19 protein-coding genes are annotated in these 20,807 nt (G+C 34.5%); 9 read left to right on the forward strand and 10 right to left on the reverse strand.

Annotation, left to right across the window (positions count from 1 at the left end):
• Positions 1-45 precede the first annotated feature (45 nt).
• Entirely contained in the window at positions 46-1,971 is a 1,926-nt protein-coding gene (locus ACQ65V_RS13235; protein ID WP_430468275.1) for a BatA domain-containing protein, read from the forward strand.
• Positions 1,968-3,221 (forward strand): dihydroorotase, encoded by a 1,254-nt coding sequence (locus tag ACQ65V_RS13240; protein ID WP_430468276.1) that lies wholly within the window; start codon positions 1,968-1,970, stop codon positions 3,219-3,221. Before ACQ65V_RS13235 ends, ACQ65V_RS13240 begins: the two co-directional genes overlap by 4 nt.
• Before the next feature lie 140 nt (positions 3,222-3,361).
• Here ACQ65V_RS13240 and ACQ65V_RS13245 read toward each other — a convergent pair whose 3' ends face one another.
• On the reverse strand, positions 3,362-3,526 hold the full coding sequence (locus ACQ65V_RS13245; protein WP_430468277.1) for a hypothetical protein: 165 nt from the start codon (positions 3,524-3,526) through the stop codon (positions 3,362-3,364).
• A gap of 29 nt (positions 3,527-3,555) precedes the next feature.
• Between ACQ65V_RS13245 and ACQ65V_RS13250 the strand changes: the two genes are divergently transcribed.
• Positions 3,556-4,200 (forward strand): alpha/beta hydrolase, encoded by a 645-nt coding sequence (locus tag ACQ65V_RS13250; RefSeq protein WP_430468278.1) that lies wholly within the window; start codon positions 3,556-3,558, stop codon positions 4,198-4,200.
• Between the two features lie 63 nt (positions 4,201-4,263).
• Here the strand turns inward: ACQ65V_RS13250 and ACQ65V_RS13255 are convergent, their stop codons facing one another.
• Together ACQ65V_RS13255 and ACQ65V_RS13260 are read right to left on the reverse strand one after the other, a co-directional pair.
• Positions 4,264-4,770: a hydrolase gene (locus ACQ65V_RS13255; RefSeq protein WP_430468279.1), complete on the reverse strand. Its 507-nt coding sequence runs from the start codon at positions 4,768-4,770 to the stop codon at positions 4,264-4,266.
• Positions 4,771-4,776: 6 nt separating this feature from the next.
• Complete coding sequence (locus tag ACQ65V_RS13260; RefSeq protein ID WP_430468280.1) at positions 4,777-5,538, reverse strand: MBL fold metallo-hydrolase; 762 nt, start codon at positions 5,536-5,538, stop codon at positions 4,777-4,779.
• Between the two features lie 90 nt (positions 5,539-5,628).
• On the opposite strand from ACQ65V_RS13260, the gene ACQ65V_RS13265 reads away from it, so the two are divergent.
• A complete protein-coding gene (locus tag ACQ65V_RS13265) occupies positions 5,629-7,080 on the forward strand; it encodes a TonB-dependent receptor (protein WP_430468281.1) in 1,452 nt (483 codons plus the stop codon).
• Positions 7,081-7,164: 84 nt separating this feature from the next.
• Here ACQ65V_RS13265 and bcp read toward each other — a convergent pair whose 3' ends face one another.
• Positions 7,165-7,620, reverse strand: a complete 456-nt coding sequence (gene bcp, locus ACQ65V_RS13270; protein ID WP_430468282.1) for a thioredoxin-dependent thiol peroxidase — start codon at positions 7,618-7,620, stop codon at positions 7,165-7,167.
• 38 nt (positions 7,621-7,658) lie between these two features.
• On the opposite strand from bcp, the gene ACQ65V_RS13275 reads away from it, so the two are divergent.
• Positions 7,659-8,321: an endonuclease III domain-containing protein gene (locus ACQ65V_RS13275; RefSeq protein WP_430468283.1), complete on the forward strand. Its 663-nt coding sequence runs from the start codon at positions 7,659-7,661 to the stop codon at positions 8,319-8,321.
• A 231-nt stretch (positions 8,322-8,552) separates the two neighbouring features.
• Here the strand turns inward: ACQ65V_RS13275 and ACQ65V_RS13280 are convergent, their stop codons facing one another.
• The gene (locus ACQ65V_RS13280) at positions 8,553-9,137 is read right to left on the reverse strand and encodes an RNA polymerase sigma factor (protein ID WP_430468284.1); all 585 of its coding nucleotides are present in this window, start codon (positions 9,135-9,137) and stop codon (positions 8,553-8,555) included.
• A gap of 232 nt (positions 9,138-9,369) precedes the next feature.
• On the opposite strand from ACQ65V_RS13280, the gene uvrA reads away from it, so the two are divergent.
• Positions 9,370-12,159: an excinuclease ABC subunit UvrA gene (gene uvrA / locus ACQ65V_RS13285; protein ID WP_430468285.1), complete on the forward strand. Its 2,790-nt coding sequence runs from the start codon at positions 9,370-9,372 to the stop codon at positions 12,157-12,159.
• 104 nt (positions 12,160-12,263) lie between these two features.
• Positions 12,264-12,956, forward strand: coding sequence for a hypothetical protein (locus tag ACQ65V_RS13290; RefSeq protein ID WP_430468286.1), 693 nt, complete (start codon positions 12,264-12,266; stop codon positions 12,954-12,956).
• On the opposite strand, the gene ACQ65V_RS13295 is transcribed toward ACQ65V_RS13290, so the two are convergent.
• Positions 12,953-14,023, reverse strand: coding sequence for a DUF3667 domain-containing protein (locus ACQ65V_RS13295; RefSeq protein WP_430468287.1), 1,071 nt, complete (start codon positions 14,021-14,023; stop codon positions 12,953-12,955). The genes ACQ65V_RS13290 and ACQ65V_RS13295 overlap by 4 nt on opposite strands.
• A gap of 230 nt (positions 14,024-14,253) precedes the next feature.
• Here ACQ65V_RS13295 and ACQ65V_RS13300 point away from each other — a divergent pair, with 230 nt between their 5' ends.
• Positions 14,254-14,937: a hypothetical protein gene (locus ACQ65V_RS13300; RefSeq protein WP_430468288.1), complete on the forward strand. Its 684-nt coding sequence runs from the start codon at positions 14,254-14,256 to the stop codon at positions 14,935-14,937.
• A 69-nt stretch (positions 14,938-15,006) separates the two neighbouring features.
• Here ACQ65V_RS13300 and ACQ65V_RS13305 read toward each other — a convergent pair whose 3' ends face one another.
• The gene (locus ACQ65V_RS13305; protein WP_273289831.1) at positions 15,007-15,606 is read right to left on the reverse strand and encodes an HD domain-containing protein; all 600 of its coding nucleotides are present in this window, start codon (positions 15,604-15,606) and stop codon (positions 15,007-15,009) included.
• Positions 15,606-16,496, reverse strand: a complete 891-nt coding sequence (locus ACQ65V_RS13310; protein ID WP_430468289.1) for a YitT family protein — start codon at positions 16,494-16,496, stop codon at positions 15,606-15,608. The genes ACQ65V_RS13305 and ACQ65V_RS13310 overlap by 1 nt, the downstream gene beginning before the upstream one ends.
• A gap of 146 nt (positions 16,497-16,642) precedes the next feature.
• On the opposite strand from ACQ65V_RS13310, the gene ACQ65V_RS13315 reads away from it, so the two are divergent.
• Complete coding sequence (locus ACQ65V_RS13315) at positions 16,643-17,854, forward strand: hypothetical protein (RefSeq protein ID WP_430468290.1); 1,212 nt, start codon at positions 16,643-16,645, stop codon at positions 17,852-17,854.
• A gap of 95 nt (positions 17,855-17,949) precedes the next feature.
• Here the strand turns inward: ACQ65V_RS13315 and ACQ65V_RS13320 are convergent, their stop codons facing one another.
• Together ACQ65V_RS13320 and ACQ65V_RS13325 are read right to left on the reverse strand one after the other, a co-directional pair.
• On the reverse strand, positions 17,950-19,407 hold the full coding sequence (locus ACQ65V_RS13320) for an oligosaccharide flippase family protein (protein ID WP_430468291.1): 1,458 nt from the start codon (positions 19,405-19,407) through the stop codon (positions 17,950-17,952).
• Positions 19,408-19,449: 42 nt separating this feature from the next.
• Entirely contained in the window at positions 19,450-20,733 is a 1,284-nt protein-coding gene (locus ACQ65V_RS13325) for a glycosyl transferase family 1 (RefSeq protein WP_430468292.1), read from the reverse strand.
• Positions 20,734-20,807: the final 74 nt, after the last annotated feature.

Here is a 20,807-nt window from a genome sequence, read left to right on the forward strand (position 1 = left end):
CCTGCAAGGTTTGTAAAACCTGCTAGGTCTCCTAAAATTCGATGAATGCAGTTTAAACACCCAGAATTACTTTACGCCTTATTTTTACTGGTCATTCCCATTCTTATTCATTTATTTCAGCTTCGTCGTTTTCAAAAAGTTCAGTTTACCAATGTAAAGTTTTTAAAGGCGGTAAAATTACAAACACGTAAGAGTTCACAATTAAAAAAGTGGTTAACCCTTTTATCTCGTATGCTACTGTTAGCCTGTGTAATTATCGCGTTTGCCCAACCTTTTATTCCTAATACAGAAGATTTTAATGAAGCTCAGGAAACAGTCATCTATTTGGATAACTCCTACAGTATGCAAGCCAAAGGTAAAAATGGTACATTATTGAATGAAGCTATACAAGACATTATCAACACCTTACCAGAAGATGAGCCCATATCGCTCTTTACCAATACCCAAACCTTTAGAAATACAACGGTTAAAGCACTAAAGAATGATTTAATACAGTTAGAGCATTCCCCTACTCAACTTGATTATGATGCCGTGTATTTAAAAGGCAGGCAACTATTTTCGGATGATGGTTCTTCAACTCGTAATTTGGTTTTAGTATCAGATTTTCAGCAAAAAGCAAATAATTTGACCTTTGAAGCTGACAGTACATTGAATTTAAAATTAGTTCAACCAAAATCTACACTTATAGCTAATGTGAGTATAGATAGTGTTTATGTTACTAATACAACTGCGGAAACACTAGACTTAAACGTAAAGCTATCCAACCAAGGTGAGGCTTTAGAGAATGTAACGGTTTCATTATTTAATGATGATGCTTTATTAGCCAAAAGCGCAGTGGATATTGATAGTGATGCTGAAACCACGTTCACCATATCTAATGCTATGGCTATTAATGGTAAATTGGTTGTTGAAGACAATGGTTTGCTGTACGACAACGTCTTTTATTTTAATATAAATGATAAACCGAAAATTAAGGTTTTAGCTGTTAAAGAAGAAGCAGAAGACGGTTTTCTAAAACGCATTTATACCGATGATGAATTTGAATACCAAGCTTATAATTTTAACGCTCTAAATTTTAATCTCATCCCAGATCAGAATTTAATTGTGTTAAATGAGATTGAAACGATTTCAGAAGCTTTAAAAACAGCAATAAATGCGTTTAAAAATGACGGAGGAAGTATTTTAATAATACCTTCAAATAATGTTGATTTAAATTCTTATAATCAATTAATTAATAATTTAAATATTTCTTATTATAATTCTTTAAATGATAATGAGAAACGAATAACAACCATTAATTATAACCATCCACTTTTGGCCAATGCTTTTTATTCAAAAGTGACCAATTTTCAATACCCAAAGGTTAGCAGTTCCTATCAATTTTCTTCAAATTCCAACAGTGTTTTATCTTATGAAGATGGAAGTTCTTTTTTAACAGGAAACGCTGGTTCATATGCATTTTCGTCTGCACTGAATAAAGAAAATTCCAACTTTAAAAATTCGCCTTTAATTGTTCCTGTGCTATACAATATTGGGAAGCAAAGCCTAAAGTTATCTCAACTTTACTATTCCATTGGCCAACCCAATACCATTGCCGTAAATGCTGTGTTGGGTCAGGATGATATTTTAACTTTATCCTCAGATGACGCTTCTGTGATTCCCCTGCAGAAAACCTATAGCAAATCAGTAGTGATGGAAACGGAAGACTACCCTAATACTGCAGGCATACTTAATGTAAAAAACAAAGAACAAATTATACAGAATCTTAGTTTTAATTACAACAGAAACGAAAGTAACCTCAGCTATTATGACTTACAAAACATATCCAATACTGATGTAAGTAGCAGCTTAGCATCTACAATCAATGATATAAAAAGTAGCACAAATGTTAATGCGCTATGGAAATGGTTTGTTATTTTTGCACTGGTATTTTTAATTATAGAGATACTTCTACTAAAATATCTTAAATGAACGCACTCATAAAATCTGCCACTATCGTTGATTCTAAAAGTGATTTTCACAACGAAACGGTTGATATTTTAATTGAAAAAGGTCGTATCGCTAAGATTTCCAAACGCATTTCAAATCCCAATAATTACAGAGAAATAAAATTAGATAATCTACACGTATCCCAAGGTTGGTTTGATAGTAGCGTATCTTTTGGAGAGCCAGGTTACGAAGAACGCGAGACCATTGAAAACGGTTTAAACACAGCTGCGAAATCTGGTTTTACTTCGGTTGCACTGAATGCCAATTCCAATCCTGTAATTGACAGTTACGCTGATATTACGTTTGTAAAGTCAAAAGCACAGAGCAAAGCGACGAGCCTATATCCTATTGGTGCTTTAACCAAAAGCAGTAATGGAAAAGATTTAGCAGAGCTTTTTGATATGAAAAATGCTGGAGCTGTGGCATTCTATGATTATCAAAAACCTATATCCAATCCTAACTTAATGAAGATTGCGTTACAGTATGCGAGTAATTTTGGTGGTTTGGTCTGTTCATTTCCTCAAGAATCAAAAATTTCTGGAAAGGGAGTGGTCAACGAAAATATTAATAGCACACGCCTAGGCTTAAAAGGTAATCCGGCTTTGGCAGAGGAACTTCAAATTGCCAGAGATTTATTTTTATTGGAATATACCGAAGGTAAATTACATATCCCAACCATATCAACTGCACAATCTGTCGAGTTGATCAGAGCTGCAAAGCAAAAGAAACTCGATGTAAGCTGTAGTGTTGCCATACACAATCTAGTGCTTACTGATGATAGTTTAGAAGGTTTTGACACGAGATATAAGGTACTGCCACCTTTGCGTACACAAAACGATTGTGATACTTTAATTGAAGGTTTAAAAGATGGCACTATTGATATGGTCACAACGGATCATAATCCGATTGATATAGAGGATAAAAAAGTGGAATTCGATTTTGCTAAATATGGGACTATTGGTTTAGAATCTGCATTTGGAGCACTACAGACTGTTTTTACTACCAAAAAAACCATTGGTCTATTAACGCAAGGCAAAGAACGGTTTGGCGTGAAGGAATCAATAATTAAAGAAGGTGAAGCTGCGGATCTATGTTTGTTCAATCCAAATGTTAATTATCAATTTGATAAATCTGACATCACTTCAAGATCTAAGAACAGTGCATTTTTAGGCAAGGAATTAAACGGGAAGACTTATGGCATTATCGCTAATAATAAAATTGTTTTAAAATAATGGATCAAAATACAATTGAAGAAGGTAAGCCCCTAGGAATTGTTGCGTATATAACGATTATTGGCGTCTTAATTGCTTTCTTTATGAATCAAGAAAAACGAAACCCTTTTATTTCTTTTCATGTTAGACAAGGGCTTGGATTATGGATTCTCTTCATGATAATGGGATATGTCGTAAGCTATTTTAATAATTGGAATATCACCTATTCTTGGTGGATATTTTTCTCTGTCCTTTTTATTTATGGAATAATTGGCGCCATATCTGGCAAAATGAACAAAATCCCAATACTTGGCAGCGTGTTTCAAAATTTATTTAAATCCATCGGACAATAAGTATGGCAGATTTACATTACATCAAAAGACCTTCTAAACTAAAGGAAAATACACCTCTAATGATTATGTGCCATGGTTACGGAAGCGATGAAAATGATTTATTTTCTTTTGCATCAGAATTGCCAGAAGAATTATTTATCATTTCACTGCGAGCGCCCTACGCGATGCAACCCTTTGGCAATGCATGGTATGCTATAAATTTCGATGCTGAAAAAGGCAAATGGAGCGATGATGAACAAGCCACTGAGTCGGTTGATAAAATTGCAGATTTTATAGATTATGCTTGCAAAACATATCCCGTGAATCCTGAAAATGTAACGCTTTTAGGATTTAGCCAAGGTACCATTCTCAGCTATGCTGTGGCGCTTAATTACCCAACAAAAATTAAAAATATTGTGGCTTTGAGCGGTTACATCAATAAAGGTATTTTACCCGATTCAATTGAAGATAGTGAGGTTTCGCATCTCAATTTTTTCTGTTCTCATGGGTCGGCAGATCAGGTAATACCTGTGGATTGGGCAAGAAAAACACCAGATTTTCTTAAGGCTTTAAACATTAACTATACGTATAAAGAATATCCCGTTGGCCATGGTGTTGCACCTCAGAATTTTTATGATTTTAAGGATTGGCTGAAAGACTATATTTAAAACATTGAATCGTAACTAATTGAGCTTCTACTGCGCTCAACCTAACATTTATTAAGTCTTATGTTATGCGACCTTAGGATACATAAAATACTCAACAAGCTTATACTTTAAATCGTTGTTCTCATCAATTTCATAGGTGATAAAGATTTCTCCCCAATATTCACCATCAGTAAAGTTTGCAACAATCCATCTATGATTTAAGATTCTAACTTTATTAATTAGTAACTTAGAATCTGTCATGGATACAAATGGTACAATGGGATGGTCATCACCTTCGTAATCATTCATATTATAAAGTCCTTCTTTAATCGCATTAATTAATTGTTCGGTGTTATAACCTTGTGCAACAAAATAATCCAGAGCATTGTCATTTCGATCTATGTTAAAGTAATTCAATTCAAAATTTTGCTCTTCCAAGGCTTCGATGGTTTTTTCCTGTTCTGCAATTTCAGTCTTAAAACTATCAATGTCATTTTCGTATTTGTCGATTATATTTTTAGAATTTACATATTGAAAAATAATGAGCAATGCCGAAAAAATAAACAGGTACATAAATAATTTACTCTTCATAATATCTTAAATGGTTATTTGTAGGTTATCGTATGCCAGAAAAACGTTGTTTGGCAAGTTTTGTTGTACATCATCATGAAAACCCATATGATGGCTAATATGAGTTAAATAAGCACGTTTTGGTTTTACTCGTTTAATAAAATCCAAAGCTTCTTCAAGGTTAAAATGAGATAAATGAGGCTTTATCCTAAGTGCATTAACAACGAGAACTTCTAAGTTGCTAAGCTTATCTGCCTCCATATCAGGCACAAAATTCATGTCAGTGAGATAGGCAAAATCCTTAAATCGGTACCCAAATACTTGTAATTTGTGGTGCAATCCATCAATGGGAACTACATTAAGGTTACCAAGCTCAAACGGTTTGTTTTTAACTTCGTGCGTCCTAACACTCGGCACACCAGGATATTTGGCCTCGGAAGTGAAAATATAATCAAAACGTTTTTTCAAGGCTTTAAAAACTCGCTTGTGAGCGTAGAGATCAATATCACCTTGTCTAAAGAAAAATGGTCTTATGTCATCCAAACCCATGGTATGATCTGCATGCTCATGCGTAAAAACGATACCATCAATTTTAGCAACATTTGCCTTGAGCATTTGTTGTCTAAAATCAGGACCGCAATCAATCACATAACTAAAATTGTCCCATTCTATCAAAACCGAGACACGTAATCTTTTATCCTTTGGATTATCACTTAAACACACAGGATGTGTGCTTCCGATTATTGGAATCCCTTGTGAGGTTCCGGTGCCTAAAAATGTAATTTTCAAGGGTGTTAAGTTTATAACAAAAGTAAGCTTATTTTTTTGTTTGCGATACTAAATTAATACCTTTGCTAAAACGATGCAAACCCAATATCCATGGAAGAAATAACGTATATAGGCGACTCGGAATTTGAAAACATTCCCTCCCTCAAGGACAAAGCCTTACGTATTAATCTCAATAAAGACATTTACGGAACTTTTGCCGAAATAGGTGCAGGCCAAGAAACTGTACGCCAATTTTTTAGAGCAGGTGGTGCTTCAGGTACCATTGCAAAAACAATGTCTGCATATGACAAAGACTTTAGTGATGCTATTTATGGTATTGAGGATGACAAGCGGTATGTAACAGAAGCTAGACTTCAAAAAATGCTCAATCATGAGGTTGAACTAATTGAGCAACGAATCGTTAGGGAAAAGCATCCAAGCAAGATCTTCTTCGCTTATGCCAATACAGTTGCTACAATTGATTTTGCAAAGAAATACAAAGGTCATGGTTGGGTTGGTATAAAATATCAGGTAGCACCTGACCAAGCTTATAATGATATTTTACTTCACATTCGCTTTAAAGAAAATGATGCGCGATTACAACAGGAGACACTTGGTAAACTAGGAACTAATTTAATTTATGGTGCCTTTTACAAATACAATCAACCACGAAAATTATTACGCTATTTATATGATCATTTAGATAAAGACCAACTTGAAATAGACACGATAAATTTCTCTGGACCTGTTTTTAAGGATGTAGATAACAGATTAATGAGTTTACAGCTAGTTAAAAACGGAATGACAGATGCTGTAATGTTTGCACCAGATGGAAACAATGTACTGCCTGCTCGTGTACTGTATAAAAAGAATATCCTTGCTTTAAGAGGTAGTTTTAGACCTGTTACCAAAGTGAATATGGATATGTATGAGAAATCATACGATATGTTCATAAAAGAGAATAAGGTTGATAAGGACAATACTCAAGTCATTTTTGAGATTACATTATCCAATTTAAGAGCAGAAGGTAAAATTGATGAGCAAGATTTTATGGATCGTGCAAAATTATTATGCTCTCTAGGTCAGACGGTTTTGATATCCAATTTTCAGGAATATTATAAACTGGTTGAATATTTCTCTCAATATTCTAAAAACCGGATGGGACTTGCAATGGGTGTTAACAATCTCATTGATATTTTTGATGAAAAATACTATCGCCATTTAAGTGGTGGAATTCTAGAAGCCTTCGGTAAATTATTCTATAAAGATTTGCGTGTATATCTTTACCCAATGCAAAACGATGATGGCAGCTTAACCAATAGTGAAAACCTTAAGGTACACCCTCGTATGAAAGAGCTTTACAAGTTCTTTAAATACAATGGTAAGGTTGTGGATATTACTGATTTTGATACCTCAAACCTAGCCGTATTCTCTAGAACGGTCCTTAAAATGATTGCAGATGGCGAAGATGGTTGGGAAGAAATGCTCCCTGAAGGTGTTTCAAACTTAATTAAGGAAAAGAGTTTATTTGGATGCGAATCTGAAGAGGTGATGCATAAATAAAATTGCAAAATCTAAAATTTTTAAAGCGACTCTTTCATTAGACAAAATATTGAAAAAGTCGCTTTTTATTATTTTAACAACAATCTACTCTGAAAGAATCTGAGATGTATGCGCTTTGGTCTTCACCTTAGTAATCACATCTTCTATTATACCATTTTCATCAATAATAAAAGTGGTTCTATGAATACCATCATATTCTCTGCCCATAAACTTCTTTGGTCCCCAAACTCCAAAGGCTTCAATTACGTTTTTGTCTTCATCTGCCAAAAGTGAATATTGAAATCCATACTTATTTTTAAAATTAGACTGACGTTTGGCACTATCGGCACTTACTCCTAAAATTTCATATCCTTTTGACTTAAACCTATCGTAGTTTTCATTAAGGTTACAAGCTTCAGCTGTACATCCAGGTGTGCTCGCCTTTGGATAAAAGAAAACCACTAACTTTTTACCTTTATAATCTGATAAAGAAACCGTGTTGCCTTGTTCGTCTTTTGCTGAAAAATCAGGCGCTTTATCTCCTTCTTTTAAATGTGTCATAATTGCTTAAATTTGTGTTTCTGTAAAAATACAGCGAAATGACCAAACAAGAAAAGGTAAACTTTGTTATCAATACTTTGGATAAATTATATCCGCAAATTCCCATTCCATTAGACCATAAAGATCCTTATACCTTATTAATAGCGGTATTGATGTCTGCACAGAGTACTGATGTGCGTGTTAATCAAATTACACCGTTGTTATTTGAACGCGCTGATAATCCCTATGACATGATTAAATTGAGTGTCGAAGAAATTAGAGAAGTTATAAAACCAGTAGGGTTGTCTCCAATGAAAAGCAAAGGTATTTATGGCTTATCGCATATTTTAATTGATAAACATAATGGCAAAGTTCCACAGACTTACGAAGAGCTAGAAGCCTTGCCAGCTGTGGGTCATAAAACAGCTGCAGTTGTATTGTCACAGGCATTTGGGATTCCTGCATTCCCTGTGGATACGCACATTCATCGTCTAATGTACCGTTGGAATTTAAGCAATGGTAAAAATGTAGTACAAACCGAAAAAGATGCCAAACGCTTGTTCCCAAAAGAACTTTGGAATGATCTACACCTTCAAATTATCTGGTATGGTAGAGAGTATTCCCCAGCGCGTGGCTGGGATTTGGAAAAAGATATTATTACCAAAACCATTGGGCGAAAATCGGTATTAGACGAGTATTATAAAAAGCAAAAAAAATCCTGATTCGTAAAAATCAGGATTCTTTTCCAACTTAATTTAGAAGTGCTTCAAACTTCAATTTATTATAATTTATAACACTTAAAGCCTTTGAGTAATTCAAAAGGAAACTCACGGTTTCATCTTTTGGATGCAGGTTGTTTTTTTTTGGGGAAGCGTTAGAGTAAATTTTTTCCATATTACCAGTTTTGGATTTGTTATATGGATTAAAAACGCACCTTAAAACACTTTATTGTATCAATTCGTTAAAACGATATTATTTTGTTCTATAACTTTACGCATATTAATGAGCGCATAACGCATTCTACCCAGCGCTGTATTAATGCTTACACCTGTGCGCTCTGAGATTTCCTTAAAGCTCATATCTTGGTACATACGCATCATAAGCACTTGTTTCTGATCTTCAGGAAGTTCCTCAATAACACGTCTTACGTCAGATTCTACCTGCTCCTTTATCATGCTTTTTTCAGCATTTAAGCTAGAATCGCTTAAAACAGAAAAAATGCTAAACTCACCAGCATTGTCAAACTTTGGCATTCGGCTGTTTTTCCTAAAGTGATCAATGACCAAGTTATGGGCAATACGCATTACCCAAGGTAAAAATTTACCTTCTTCGTTATATTTACCACGCTTTAAGGTTCTAATGACCTTAATAAAGGTATCCTGAAAAACATCTTCTGTGATGTCTCTATCATATACTTTAGAATAAATAAAACTATAGATTTTCTGTTTGTGCCTGCCTATCAATATGGCAAGGGCGTTCTCGTCTCCTTTAATGTAGTTGCTGACCAACTCTGCGTCTTGGATAAGTTCTTTTTTCATAATATTACTCTTAGTAGTAAGAAGCGGACTTCTTAGCAAGGGGTTAAAATTTTCTAAAGTAATATTATGCTATACGCAGTTGTTTTTTAAATGATTATGCTTCAAATATAACAACAATCATTCCGAAAAAGCAAAAAATATTACCAAATTTTAACATTTTATCGGAAAAAATGTTCCTTTAATAGATGGATAAGATGTAGTATCTTTGCGAAATTAGATTCTCAAAAATCCTATGAACACTACTATTTTAGACGTAAATCCGAAAGAAAACATCATCATAAAAGGTGCAAAATTGCATAATCTCAAAAATGTTGATGTTGTTATTCCTAGAAATAAATTAGTGGTTATTACAGGGTTATCTGGCTCAGGTAAGTCGAGTTTAGCATTTGACACCTTATATGCTGAGGGCCAGAGACGTTATGTTGAAAGTTTGAGTAGTTATGCGCGTCAGTTTTTGGGACGATTAAATAAGCCAAAGGTAGATTACATTAAAGGCATTGCTCCTGCTATAGCCATTGAGCAAAAAGTGAATTCAACAAACCCACGTTCAACCGTTGGCACAACTACCGAAATTTACGATTACCTAAAATTATTATTTGCCAGAATTGGTAAAACCTACTCTCCTATTTCTGGAGATTTGGTAAAAAAACATAGAGTCACTGATGTCATAGATTATATTTCAAAATTTGAGGAAGGTTCAAAACTATTATTGTTATCACCTATTATTTTAGAAAAAGACCGAACAGTTGAAAACAAATTGCAAACACTTCAGCAACAAGGTTATGCAAGAGTTAAAGTTAAGGATGAAGTTTTGCGCATCGATGATGCATTGAAGCAGAATATTAAATCAGCAAAAGACCTTTATCTCGTTGTAGATAGAATTGTTTATAAAGACGATGAAGATTTTTTAAATCGACTGGCAGATGCCATTGAGACCGCTTTTTTTGAAGGAGTAGGTACATGCATTGTTGAATCGCTTTCAGACGGAAAGCAGACTACTTTCAACAATAAATTTGAATTGGATGGCATGACTTTTCTTGAACCCAACGCTCACCTATTCAGCTTTAACAACCCTTATGGAGCTTGTCCTAAATGCGAAGGTTATGGTGATGTTATAGGTATAGATGAAGATTTAGTAGTGCCAAACACAGCATTGTCGGTTTACGAAAATGCTATTTTTCCTTGGCGAGGTGAAAGTATGAGCTGGTACAGAGATCAACTGGTGAATAATTCACATAAGTTTGATTTTCCTATACACAAACCTTATTTTGAATTGAGTCCAGAACACAAAGCATTGATTTGGTCTGGTAATCAATATTTTGAAGGATTAGATAGTTTCTTTGCCGAATTAGAATCTAAAGCTTATAAAATTCAGAATCGTGTGATGTTGTCGCGTTATCGTGGCAAGACCAAATGTAACATTTGTAAGGGCAAACGCTTACGAGAAGAAGCTGGTTATGTAAAAATCAACGATGCCACGATTACGGATTTGGTGGATTTACCATTAAACGAACTGGCTGAGTTTTTTAAGAATTTAAAGCTAAACGAATACGATGCTAAAATTGCCAAACGTTTACTGACCGAAATCAACACAAGACTCGAGTTCCTCTCAAATGTTGGACTAAACTATTTGACACTTAACAGAAAATCCAATACGCTATCTGGTGGTGAAAGTCAGCGCATCAACTTAGCAACATCGCTTGGAAGTAGTTTAGTGGGATCCATGTATATTTTAGATGAGCCAAGTATTGGTTTGCATCCAAAGGATACGGAACGCTTAATTTCAGTTTTAAAATCTTTGCGCGACTTGGGCAATACCGTTATCGTTGTTGAGCACGATGAAGACATCATGAAAGCTGCCGACGAAATTATTGACATTGGCCCTGAAGCTGGTACGTTTGGTGGTGAAATCGTGGCCACTGGAGAATTTAAGGACATTTTGGTTTCAGATACCTTAACGGCAAAATATCTGAATGGGCAATTAGAAATTAAAGTGCCTGAAAAACGTAGAACATCAAAATACAACATTGAAATCATTGGCGCACGCGAGAACAATCTTAAAAATATAGACGTCACTTTTCCATTGGAAATGCTCACCATTGTTACTGGTGTTTCTGGTAGTGGAAAAAGTACTTTGGTGAAGAAGATTTTATTTCCTGCCATACAGAAGAAATTAACTGGGTTTAGTGATAAGGCTGGTCAGTTTACAGAAATGAAAGGGAATCATAGTAACATTCAGCATGTGGAGTTTGTAGACCAAAATCCAATAGGTCGCTCGTCGCGTTCTAATCCTGTGACTTACATTAAAGCCTACGATGACATCAGAGCGTTGTTTGCATCACAAAAATTGAGCAAGATTAGAAACTATGCAGCAAAACATTTTAGTTTTAACGTCGATGGTGGACGTTGTGAAACTTGTAAAGGTGAAGGCGAAGTGACTATTGAAATGCAGTTTATGGCAGATGTGCATTTAACTTGTGACACTTGTAACGGTAAACGTTTTAAGAAAGAAGTATTGGAAGTCACTTTTGAGGGTAAGTCTATTGACGATATTCTTAATATGACGATTGATGATGCTATAGACTTCTTTAAAACCTATAAGCAAACTAAAATTGAGAAAAAGTTACAGCCACTGCAAGACGTAGGTTTAGGCTACGTTACTTTGGGACAGTCCTCTTCTACTCTTTCTGGTGGTGAGGCACAACGTATAAAGTTGGCAACGTTCTTAGGAAAAGGTAGCAAAAGCGACAACGCTTTATTCATCTTTGATGAACCTACGACAGGCTTACATTTTCATGACATACAGAAACTATTAAAATCCTTTCAAGCATTAATCGCAAAGGGACATTCTATAATTGTTATTGAGCACAATATCGATTTGATAAAATGTGCTGACTATATCATTGATTTAGGACCTGAAGGTGGAAAACAGGGAGGTCATCTAGTGGCTTTTGGTACTCCAGAAGAACTCGTAAAGAACGACAGTTCAATCACTGGGAGATACTTAGTTGATAAGCTTTAACCTAGATATTAGTCTAAAATTAACCTAAAAGGATAAGGGATAAATTATTTCGTTTAATTTTCATTTTGTAAATTGTAAACAGCTATTAACCAATTTTTTACAAAATGAAAACATTAACTTCCATCCTATTACTTTTTATAGTGTGCAACACGTCTTTTGCACAAACAGATTGTAAACCCTATGTACCTACAGAACAAGGCACAAAATGGGAATTGACAAACTATAATGCCAAAGGGAAAATTACCGGAACGGTCAATTATGAATTGGTTGATAAAATCGTGGACGGTAATGAAGTGACCTTTAAAATAAAAACAACAACTTTTGACAAAAAAGGAAAGCAAATTTTTGAGAGCGAATACGAAGCGAAATGCATTGATGGTGTTTTTGATCTAGATATGGCCGTTAAAATGGATGGAAGTCAAATGTCGCAGTACGACGGAATGGATGTAGAAGTAGATGCTTCAAAATTTGAAATCCCTGAAATGGACGCTAGTCCAGGTACTGAACTAGAAGATGGCACTTTAAATGTAAGTATAGGATCTTCTGGTGCTATCGGATTTAAAATGACAATAGAAATAACCGACCGCAAAGTAGAAAAAAGAGAGACATTAACTACAGAAGCTGGTGAGTTTGATTGTATTGTTATATCACAAAACATCAGTACTAAAATGATTGTTAAAGTAAGAGCCTCTTCTAAAGAATGGTATTCAGAAGGTATTGGCTTAGTGCGCTCTGAGTCTTATAACAAAAAAGGCAAGTTAATGGGCTATAGTGTTTTGACTAAAATGGAAAACTAGTAGAACAGAAACGCAATTACACCAAGAATTCCAAAAGATAAAGGCAAAACAAATAATAAAAATAAAAAGCTCACCAAACCGCTTTTTATAAAACTTAGAAACCAGTTTTGTCCATAAAATTTAATTATTGCTAGAAGCAAATAAATAAATGTAGAAAATGCTACAAGCCAGTCTATCCAATCTGGTATAGGCCAAAAACGGTTAACGCCAAAAATAATACTGAATACTACAAACAAAAACGAGAAATAATAAAAGCTAAAGACTAAATGATGCGAATATCTTCCTTTGTTAAAAAAGAATAGTTTTAACAAAAAGGCAAAAATTGGCAACAAAAAGAACATAGCTAAAGGTATACTATCGATAAAGGTTTGATAGATTTGACCCAAACCCATCGTTCTGTAAAACTTTAATCCTTGCTCATAAAACTTCCTGGTTAAAAAACCATCATCTTCATCCATTCCCATGGCCTTATAAAGCTCTTCATCTGTTGCGCCTTTTGCAATTAGAGAATCCAACTTTTGTTCATTAAAACTAAATGATGTCTCTATATCGTCTTTTGGAATCTTAATATTCGATATGGAGTCGAGTGCCTTTAAGCCCTCTTCATCTAAACCTATATTTACGCCATTTTCTTGAAGGGGTTTAACAAATTCGTTTACGTTAATGGAGTCTTGAGGAATGACACTATCACGTTGTGCAAGTTTTTCAGATCTATTCTCTAAAACCCTTTGCATATTCTTATCTAATTCTTCCCTACCCTCACGTACATAAAAATTAAAAATAAAGAAGAAGATAACAGCAACAAACAAATACATCTGAGCTGGATGCAAATACAACAACCGCTTACCCTTTATAAACTCCTTAGCCAAATAACCTGGCCTAATCATTAATGGAATAAAGCTTTTTAAAAATCTTGCATCAAAGGAAAAGTAATTGCTGATGGTGTTATAGAAAAGCACACCAATAGTTAGCTCATCATTGGTTTTTTGTCCGCAATGAGGGCAAAATTGAAAACCTTCATCGTAAGGTTGCTCGCAATTCTGGCAAGTGGCTTGGTTAGTATCCATAATTGGTGGTTAGTCTGCTTTAAAAGTAGTAAAATTTATAATATGGTTAGCTATAATTTAGAAGACTTAGCATCAATTTTGTTACAAAGCTTGCCTTAAAATGTTTTGTAAGCGACTGTGATTAAACGATTTGTAATCTTGGCACGCTAATTGGTTTTCTACAGACATATAGCGTAAGCCTAAAAGTTCTAAACGAGTTAGAGCTAGGCAAATCTAAAAACCTATAAAATATGAAAAGGCAAGTACTTTTTTTGGCAATGGTGTTATTAGGAGTAACATCAGCCACAGCGACAACAGCAGGAGATGCTGTTTTAAATGGGGAAGATTTTAAAAATGCACGCTATCGTTATGCACAACCTATTTTGTTTGTAGAACGTGGTGTAGAGTTTTTGATTTTTCCTGATGGAAGCTTCGACTTTAATACGGAAGCATTTTCTACAGTCCCAGGCAATCACTATTACAGACGTAATAGACGTGGCACAAATAGAACTTACGGAGCACCAGGCACAAGATACCATAGAGGTGAAAGAGGTGTTTTGGTACAACACGATAGATTAGGACGTGTAAGACGTATTGGTAACGTATTTATCAATTACGACAGACAAGGCAGAATTAAACGTGCTGGTTCTGTATATATGAGTTACAGAAGAGGCCAACTAAAACAGGTTGGTGGCTTACAAATTCTTTATAATAGATATGGAGAGGTGATTGGTACCCGAGGACAGGTAAACTTTAGCAACCAAGGTTGTGGCTTTTGTGGAATTTCTGGCTGTACCCTAGATCACTTTGATAGTCACTCTTTCGATGATGATGATTGGGACGACGATTGGGATGATGATGACGACCATTACTATTACAGAAAGAATGGTAAAGTAAAGAAGCAGAAGAAAGGAAAATTCAAAGATTTTGATTGATATGTTAAACCATTAAATTGTATTTGATGGCTATAATAACCCTGAATATATCCCCAAATAGTTCAGGGTTTATTTTTTTGAAAAATTACCAGACTGATACATGAGTTTTTCTAGGTTTTTATATTTCCTGAAAGATTTATAGTGCTTACAATAATTGGTGTGATAAGTATGATTATTAATAAAATCCACTTGTATATTATACCATTCCTGTGGCGTTAGTTCTTTATTAAAATACTTAAGCTCTTTGTACAACAATTCACTAACCGAAAAAAAATGTTTAGTGCCTAGATATTCCAGATCGGCATCAGCTAAAATTTCTTCCAAATGGTTTTTTGGATCCTGAGGGATTTTAGTAGCCATAATCATTCCGCATACAGAATCGATGTCTTCTGTAGAAAAATGAAAACCTTTCAAATCCTTTGAAGCAATTTCACAACCAATCTCTTCATGATTTTCATGTGATTTAATAAACCCTACATCATGATACAAGGCGGCTATCTTTAAGAGTAATAAATCTGATTTAGAAATATTCTCTTTTGAAGCTATGTAGATAACCTTCTCTAAAACATAGCGCGTATGTTCTACACTGTGATAAGTTAAATAGCTTGGTAAATTTTTCTCTAAAAGCTCAAATACATGAGCTTGTATTTTCTTAAAGGGTACTTTCATCAACGAGCACTTTTTCTACTTAGAATGCCGCCACCAACTTCTCTAATATTTTGTACAAACATAAATGCTTTAGGGTCTTTTTCCGCAATGGCTTTTTTAATTTTATGCATTTCCAATCTTGTAACTACCGTTACAATAATATCGCAATCTTCTTTTACTCCATAAGAACCAGGTAAATTTCCTCTTTCACCTTTGTAAACCGTAATAGCTTTATTGAAATCATTTACAATAAGCGATTTAACCATTTCAGAATTAGGAGATATAATATTTAATGAAATTAATTTCTCTATCCCATTTACGATATAATCTGAAACCTTTACCGCAGTAAAAAAGGTAATTATAGAATACATGGCTTTGTCCAGGCCTAAAAAGAAAGCAATGATTAAGAAAATAGTGGTGTTGATTGCGATAATTATCTCAGCTGTTGAAAAACCCAATTGCTTATTTGTGTATTCAGCTATCACCTCCAATCCATCAATGACTCCTCCACTTCTAATTACAAAGCCTATACCTAATCCAACAAAAACACCACCAAAAGCAGCGACTAAAAAATGATCCTTTGTGATTGCCGGAACGGGAATTAAATTAAGCGCTGCACCTAACAAAATTAGCGCTACTAAAGCATGTACAGCAAAGTTTTTACCAATTTTCCTATAGCCCATAAACACAAAAGGAATATTAAGGAGAAGCAATGGTATCCAAACATCGATATGATAAATTTCGTGCAAAAGAATTGAAATTCCCAAGAGACCACCATCTAAAAAGTGATTAGGAATCATAAATCCTTTTATAGCCACAGTAGCTGCTGTTACACCTATGAGCTTCAAAAACAATGATTTTATACTAAATACCTTACGTAATTCAATGCTATTATCTTCTAAGTCGCTCATGGTAAGTTTATTTATAGATGGCTAAAGTATAAATTTTGAAGCATTTACCTTTATGATTTGTTAAATATCAGTGTATCAAATAGTTAAATATTTTGGCACGCTGTTTGTTTATTACTAGATGAATTTAATTTTAAAACCCTTTAACTATGAAACGGATTCTATTTTTATTTGCAAGTATAGTGGCTTTTGGCACTACTGCATTCGCAACTACAACCACCACAACAACATCTGAGGCTGATGCTTCTATTAATAATTATGTGAGAGGTTATGGGAATTCTTTCATATTTACTGAAGGAGGCATTGAATTTTCGGTTTACAGAGACGGACAATTCGATTTTTATTTACCTGATTATGGACCAGACGTCAGTGTTGGCATCGATACACCAGGTTTTACCTTGAGTTTTAACGCAGGTTATGATTATAACCCATATGTGCAGTATGATAGATTTGGTGCAATCATTCAAATTGAAAACACACCAATCTTCTATGATTTCTATGGAAGGGTTAATCAAATCGGTAACATTTTTATCACTTATAACGGATTTAACAGAATTAGTAGAATTGGTGGATTAAATGTTTATTACAGAAACAATACATATTGGAGATGTGATGGGTTCATCAACGTTTATAACAGAGCATACGTTTGGAGACCTTGGCATAGATTTTACATTATTCCACCAGTAAATTACTGTGTTGTTAATGTGCGTCCATACAGACAATTTTACACACCTGTTAGACATATCTATTACAGACCATATAGAAACAACGTGAGATATTACAATGTTAACAATGGAAGACGTGGCAACGCACAAGTAACTAGAAGAAACACTAGTGATAGATACGTACAGACTCCAAGAAATAGAAGAGAGCGTACTATACAGAGAACGGTTACCCGCAGAAACACAGAAATCACAAGAACTAGAACTACACGTCTTGCAGAAAACTCGTCTACCAGAACATCTAGAGCAACACGTGGCAACAGTACAAGAGCAACTCGTGGTGACAATGCTAGGACTACAAGATCTATAAAACGATCTGATAAAGGCACTACCACACGTTCTAATACTAGAGTGACTAGACCGAGTAATAGTACAAGAACAAAAAGAAATACTAATAATAATGTGACCAGAACACGTGGTTCTGTGTCTAAAAAAGTAGAGAGAAAAAAAAGTACTTCGGTAAGAAAACCGAAAACCAATAACTCTCGTACATATAGCAGAACGACAACGCAAAATAACAGACAGCGAAGTACAGTTCAAAATAAGAGAAAGTCATCTTCAGCATCGTCTAGATCTAAAACAAGTAGAAGAAGCAACCAAAGTTCTACCAGATCTAACTCAAGACGAAGCAGAGGATAAAAGATAAAAACATGATTTTTTTGGTTGGTTAGTAGAAGTCCCGTATGATGTATGCCTCAGAGCACCTTACGGGATTTCTCGTTTATATAAAGTACCTATAGTCTTAGGTACTTTTTTATTTGGGTAGAAATATCTTCTGAAACATCCAATTTATAAATCAAGATAAAATACAGAAGACCAACCAAAGCAGACTTAAGACCAATATTTACTATTGGATGAAACGGAAAGTCCCAAAAATACATGAGTCCAGAAAGTAAGATTAAAATGAGAAAAATCTTTACAGACGACCATGTAAAAGGCTGTACGTTAAACTTAAGCTTTACAAATACAACTTTAACCGTATTATAAATAGCAACAGCCAGAAATGTTGCAAATGCCGAGCCGTCTATACCGTAAACTGGGATAAAAATAAAATTCAAAATTATAGCGATTATCGCTAAAGCGACACCAAAAAGTAACACCATTCTGTAATAATCACTATTAAATAATATGGCATTATTATTCCCTAAACTATTGTCATACAATTTAGCCAGACTCACAATTAGGATTACGAAAAGTCCACCTGTAAATTCTTCCGGCAGTATTTCATATAGCTGATTAATATTTAAGACAATCAATAGAAAAATAAAACCACTGATGACCAATAGACTCACAGAACTACGCTTGTATAGATCTTCTAAGGCTGATTTGTTATTTTCATTGAGATACTTCGCCGTTAAGGGCATCATTATTTGATGCATTGAGCGTTGCGGTACTGCAATTACGGTTGCGATAAAAATGGCTACACTATAGTAAGCTACTTGCTCAATATCCTCTATCATCAAGCCAATCATAAATTTGTCGATATCTAAAATGAGCATGGCTACAGAACCAGCTATAATCATAAGTCCAGCATACTTTAATATAGCTGGTAACTTTTCGATTTTTTGAAATTTAAATTTTGGAAACCTAACAGAATAGGCATACAGTTTCATAATTAGCATTCGTAAGACATAAACTCCAACCAGTGCCAAAATAAATTGCTCAACACTTAACCAGTCTAGATACACCGCAAACAATAAAACCATAATGCAAACACGATGAAATATTTCCTTCATCACATTACCAAAAACGGTTTGCAATTGCACTTTAGACCAGGCGAAGAATATTTCAAAATAAGCCATGGCAACGGCAAGAATAAAGATGTGCCACACATAATCTTTAACTATAGGGTTTTCCCTAGACAATAAAGTTCCTATGGCTTCATAAGAAAAACAACCTATAAACACAGCAGGAATAATAAAGGCCAACGGCAAAAATAACATTAAGGTTAAAAAGCTATTGATGCTGTTTTTAGATTTAAAAGACGAATAGAATTTAATAATCGCATTATGAACACCAAATGCCGTAAACGGCATCATAATGTTAGCAGCAGATAGCAAAAAGGCAACTAGCCCATAATATTGATCGGTTAAAAAGTTAGTGTAGAGGAACAAGGTATTAATGGCACCAACACCAAAACCTATATAAGTGCTTATTGTATTTTTAAAGGATTGATTTAATACGATGCCCATAGCATCACAATTTACAATTTAAAAACACCAAGTTCCAAAACTCTAACGCACTAAACTTACCAATTGCTCTGTAAGTGCCTTTCTATGATATTTTTGAAGTCCGATACCATTCACTTCTAGGCTATTTTTTTGGTAAGATTCAAAATAGCTCATGATCTGATTTTTTAATTCCTTTTTTTGGTTGTAGTTAAAATAAGTCCCTGTATTTGTGGATGTAATGATTCGCTCCACATCAGCGTCTTTAGGACCTATGGCTAATATTGGTGTTTCGGAAATGAGATATTCAAAGATTTTTCCCGGAATAATGGCTTTGGTGTCTTCGGAATCAATTTCAATTAACAATAATAATTGAGATTTCATTTGAAACTTTATCGCTTCCTCATGGCTTACATAACCAACTACATTTAAAAACTGTTCCAATCCATGTTGATGAATAGATTCTACAACATCATCACTAACCACACCTATTAAGTTGAGCTGAAAGGCTCCTGAAAATGCTTCAATTTCATCAACCAATTCAGAAATCACTTGCCACAAAACCGCAGGATTTCGCTCTGAAAGTAATGAACCTATATGCGATAACGTAAACTTTTTATCCTTCCCTTCTACCCTTATGGAATGTGAATCGTATCCGTTAGTGATAACGGTAATAGGCTGTTTGGTCTTAGTTTCAAATTCGTTCTTAGTATGATTACTGGTTACTATTATTTTATCCGCTAAGTTTAAGACTTGAGCTTCTAAAGCACTGTGTTTTGCTTTTGATGCTTTTGTTAACTTTAGTTCTTTATGATAACCAATGGTAGTCCATGGGTCTCTGAAGTCAGCCATCCAATTAACATTCAATTTTTCTTTTAGTTGAAGGCCAATTAAATGTAGGCTATGTGGTGGCCCAGTGGTAATAATGGTTTTAATTTCGTTTTCACCTATATAGTTTGAAAGAAAATCAACCGAAGGATTTACCCAATTTTTACGAGCATCTGGTATAAAGTAATTCCCTCTAACATAGAGCATCAGTTTTTCTATTAATGATTGCTTTTTGTTTTTTGGAATTACACCAGAACTTATTTTTTTAGAACTCTTTTTTGATAGGACATTAGCCAAACCATACGGTTCTTTTATAGGCTGTTTTAAAACAGTTACATTATTTGGAATTTCATCAACTAAACTCTCATCAATAATTGGGTAGTTTGGATTTTCAGGGCAGTAAACAATGGGCTCAATACCAAAATCAGGTAAGTACTTTACAAATTTTAGCCATCGTTGTACGCCTGGTCCTCCAGCTGGTGGCCAATAATAGCATATTATTAAAATCTTTTGTTTGCTCATTTCTGTCATTCCTGCGATGGCAGGAATCTATTTAATTTATTCAGAGTGTAGATTCCTGCCATCGCAGGAATGAC

Origin of the sequence: Winogradskyella ouciana, assembly GCF_965284585.1 — a bacterium.
GTDB classification, from domain to species: Bacteria; Bacteroidota; Bacteroidia; order Flavobacteriales; family Flavobacteriaceae; genus Winogradskyella; species Winogradskyella ouciana.

Bases quoted from the DNA above. Each gene is read 5' to 3' on its own strand.
- ACQ65V_RS13265 (WP_430468281.1), top strand. From the start codon at position 5,629: ATGGAAGAAATAACGTATATAGGCGACTCGGAATTTGAAAACATTCCC.
- ACQ65V_RS13295 (WP_430468287.1), bottom strand. From the start codon at position 14,023: ATGGATACTAACCAAGCCACTTGCCAGAATTGCGAGCAACCTTACGAT.
- ACQ65V_RS13315 (WP_430468290.1), top strand. From the start codon at position 16,643: ATGAAACGGATTCTATTTTTATTTGCAAGTATAGTGGCTTTTGGCACT.
- ACQ65V_RS13280 (WP_430468284.1), bottom strand. From the start codon at position 9,137: ATGAAAAAAGAACTTATCCAAGACGCAGAGTTGGTCAGCAACTACATT.
- ACQ65V_RS13320 (WP_430468291.1), bottom strand. From the start codon at position 19,407: ATGGGCATCGTATTAAATCAATCCTTTAAAAATACAATAAGCACTTAT.
- ACQ65V_RS13240 (WP_430468276.1), top strand. From the start codon at position 1,968: ATGAACGCACTCATAAAATCTGCCACTATCGTTGATTCTAAAAGTGAT.
- ACQ65V_RS13300 (WP_430468288.1), top strand. From the start codon at position 14,254: ATGAAAAGGCAAGTACTTTTTTTGGCAATGGTGTTATTAGGAGTAACA.
- ACQ65V_RS13325 (WP_430468292.1), bottom strand. From the start codon at position 20,733: ATGAGCAAACAAAAGATTTTAATAATATGCTATTATTGGCCACCAGCT.
- ACQ65V_RS13290 (WP_430468286.1), top strand. From the start codon at position 12,264: ATGAAAACATTAACTTCCATCCTATTACTTTTTATAGTGTGCAACACG.
- ACQ65V_RS13250 (WP_430468278.1), top strand. From the start codon at position 3,556: ATGGCAGATTTACATTACATCAAAAGACCTTCTAAACTAAAGGAAAAT.
- ACQ65V_RS13310 (WP_430468289.1), bottom strand. From the start codon at position 16,496: ATGAGCGACTTAGAAGATAATAGCATTGAATTACGTAAGGTATTTAGT.
- ACQ65V_RS13255 (WP_430468279.1), bottom strand. From the start codon at position 4,770: ATGAAGAGTAAATTATTTATGTACCTGTTTATTTTTTCGGCATTGCTC.
- ACQ65V_RS13275 (WP_430468283.1), top strand. From the start codon at position 7,659: ATGACCAAACAAGAAAAGGTAAACTTTGTTATCAATACTTTGGATAAA.
- uvrA (WP_430468285.1), top strand. From the start codon at position 9,370: ATGAACACTACTATTTTAGACGTAAATCCGAAAGAAAACATCATCATA.
- ACQ65V_RS13305 (WP_273289831.1), bottom strand. From the start codon at position 15,606: ATGAAAGTACCCTTTAAGAAAATACAAGCTCATGTATTTGAGCTTTTA.
- ACQ65V_RS13235 (WP_430468275.1), top strand. From the start codon at position 46: ATGCAGTTTAAACACCCAGAATTACTTTACGCCTTATTTTTACTGGTC.
- bcp (WP_430468282.1), bottom strand. From the start codon at position 7,620: ATGACACATTTAAAAGAAGGAGATAAAGCGCCTGATTTTTCAGCAAAA.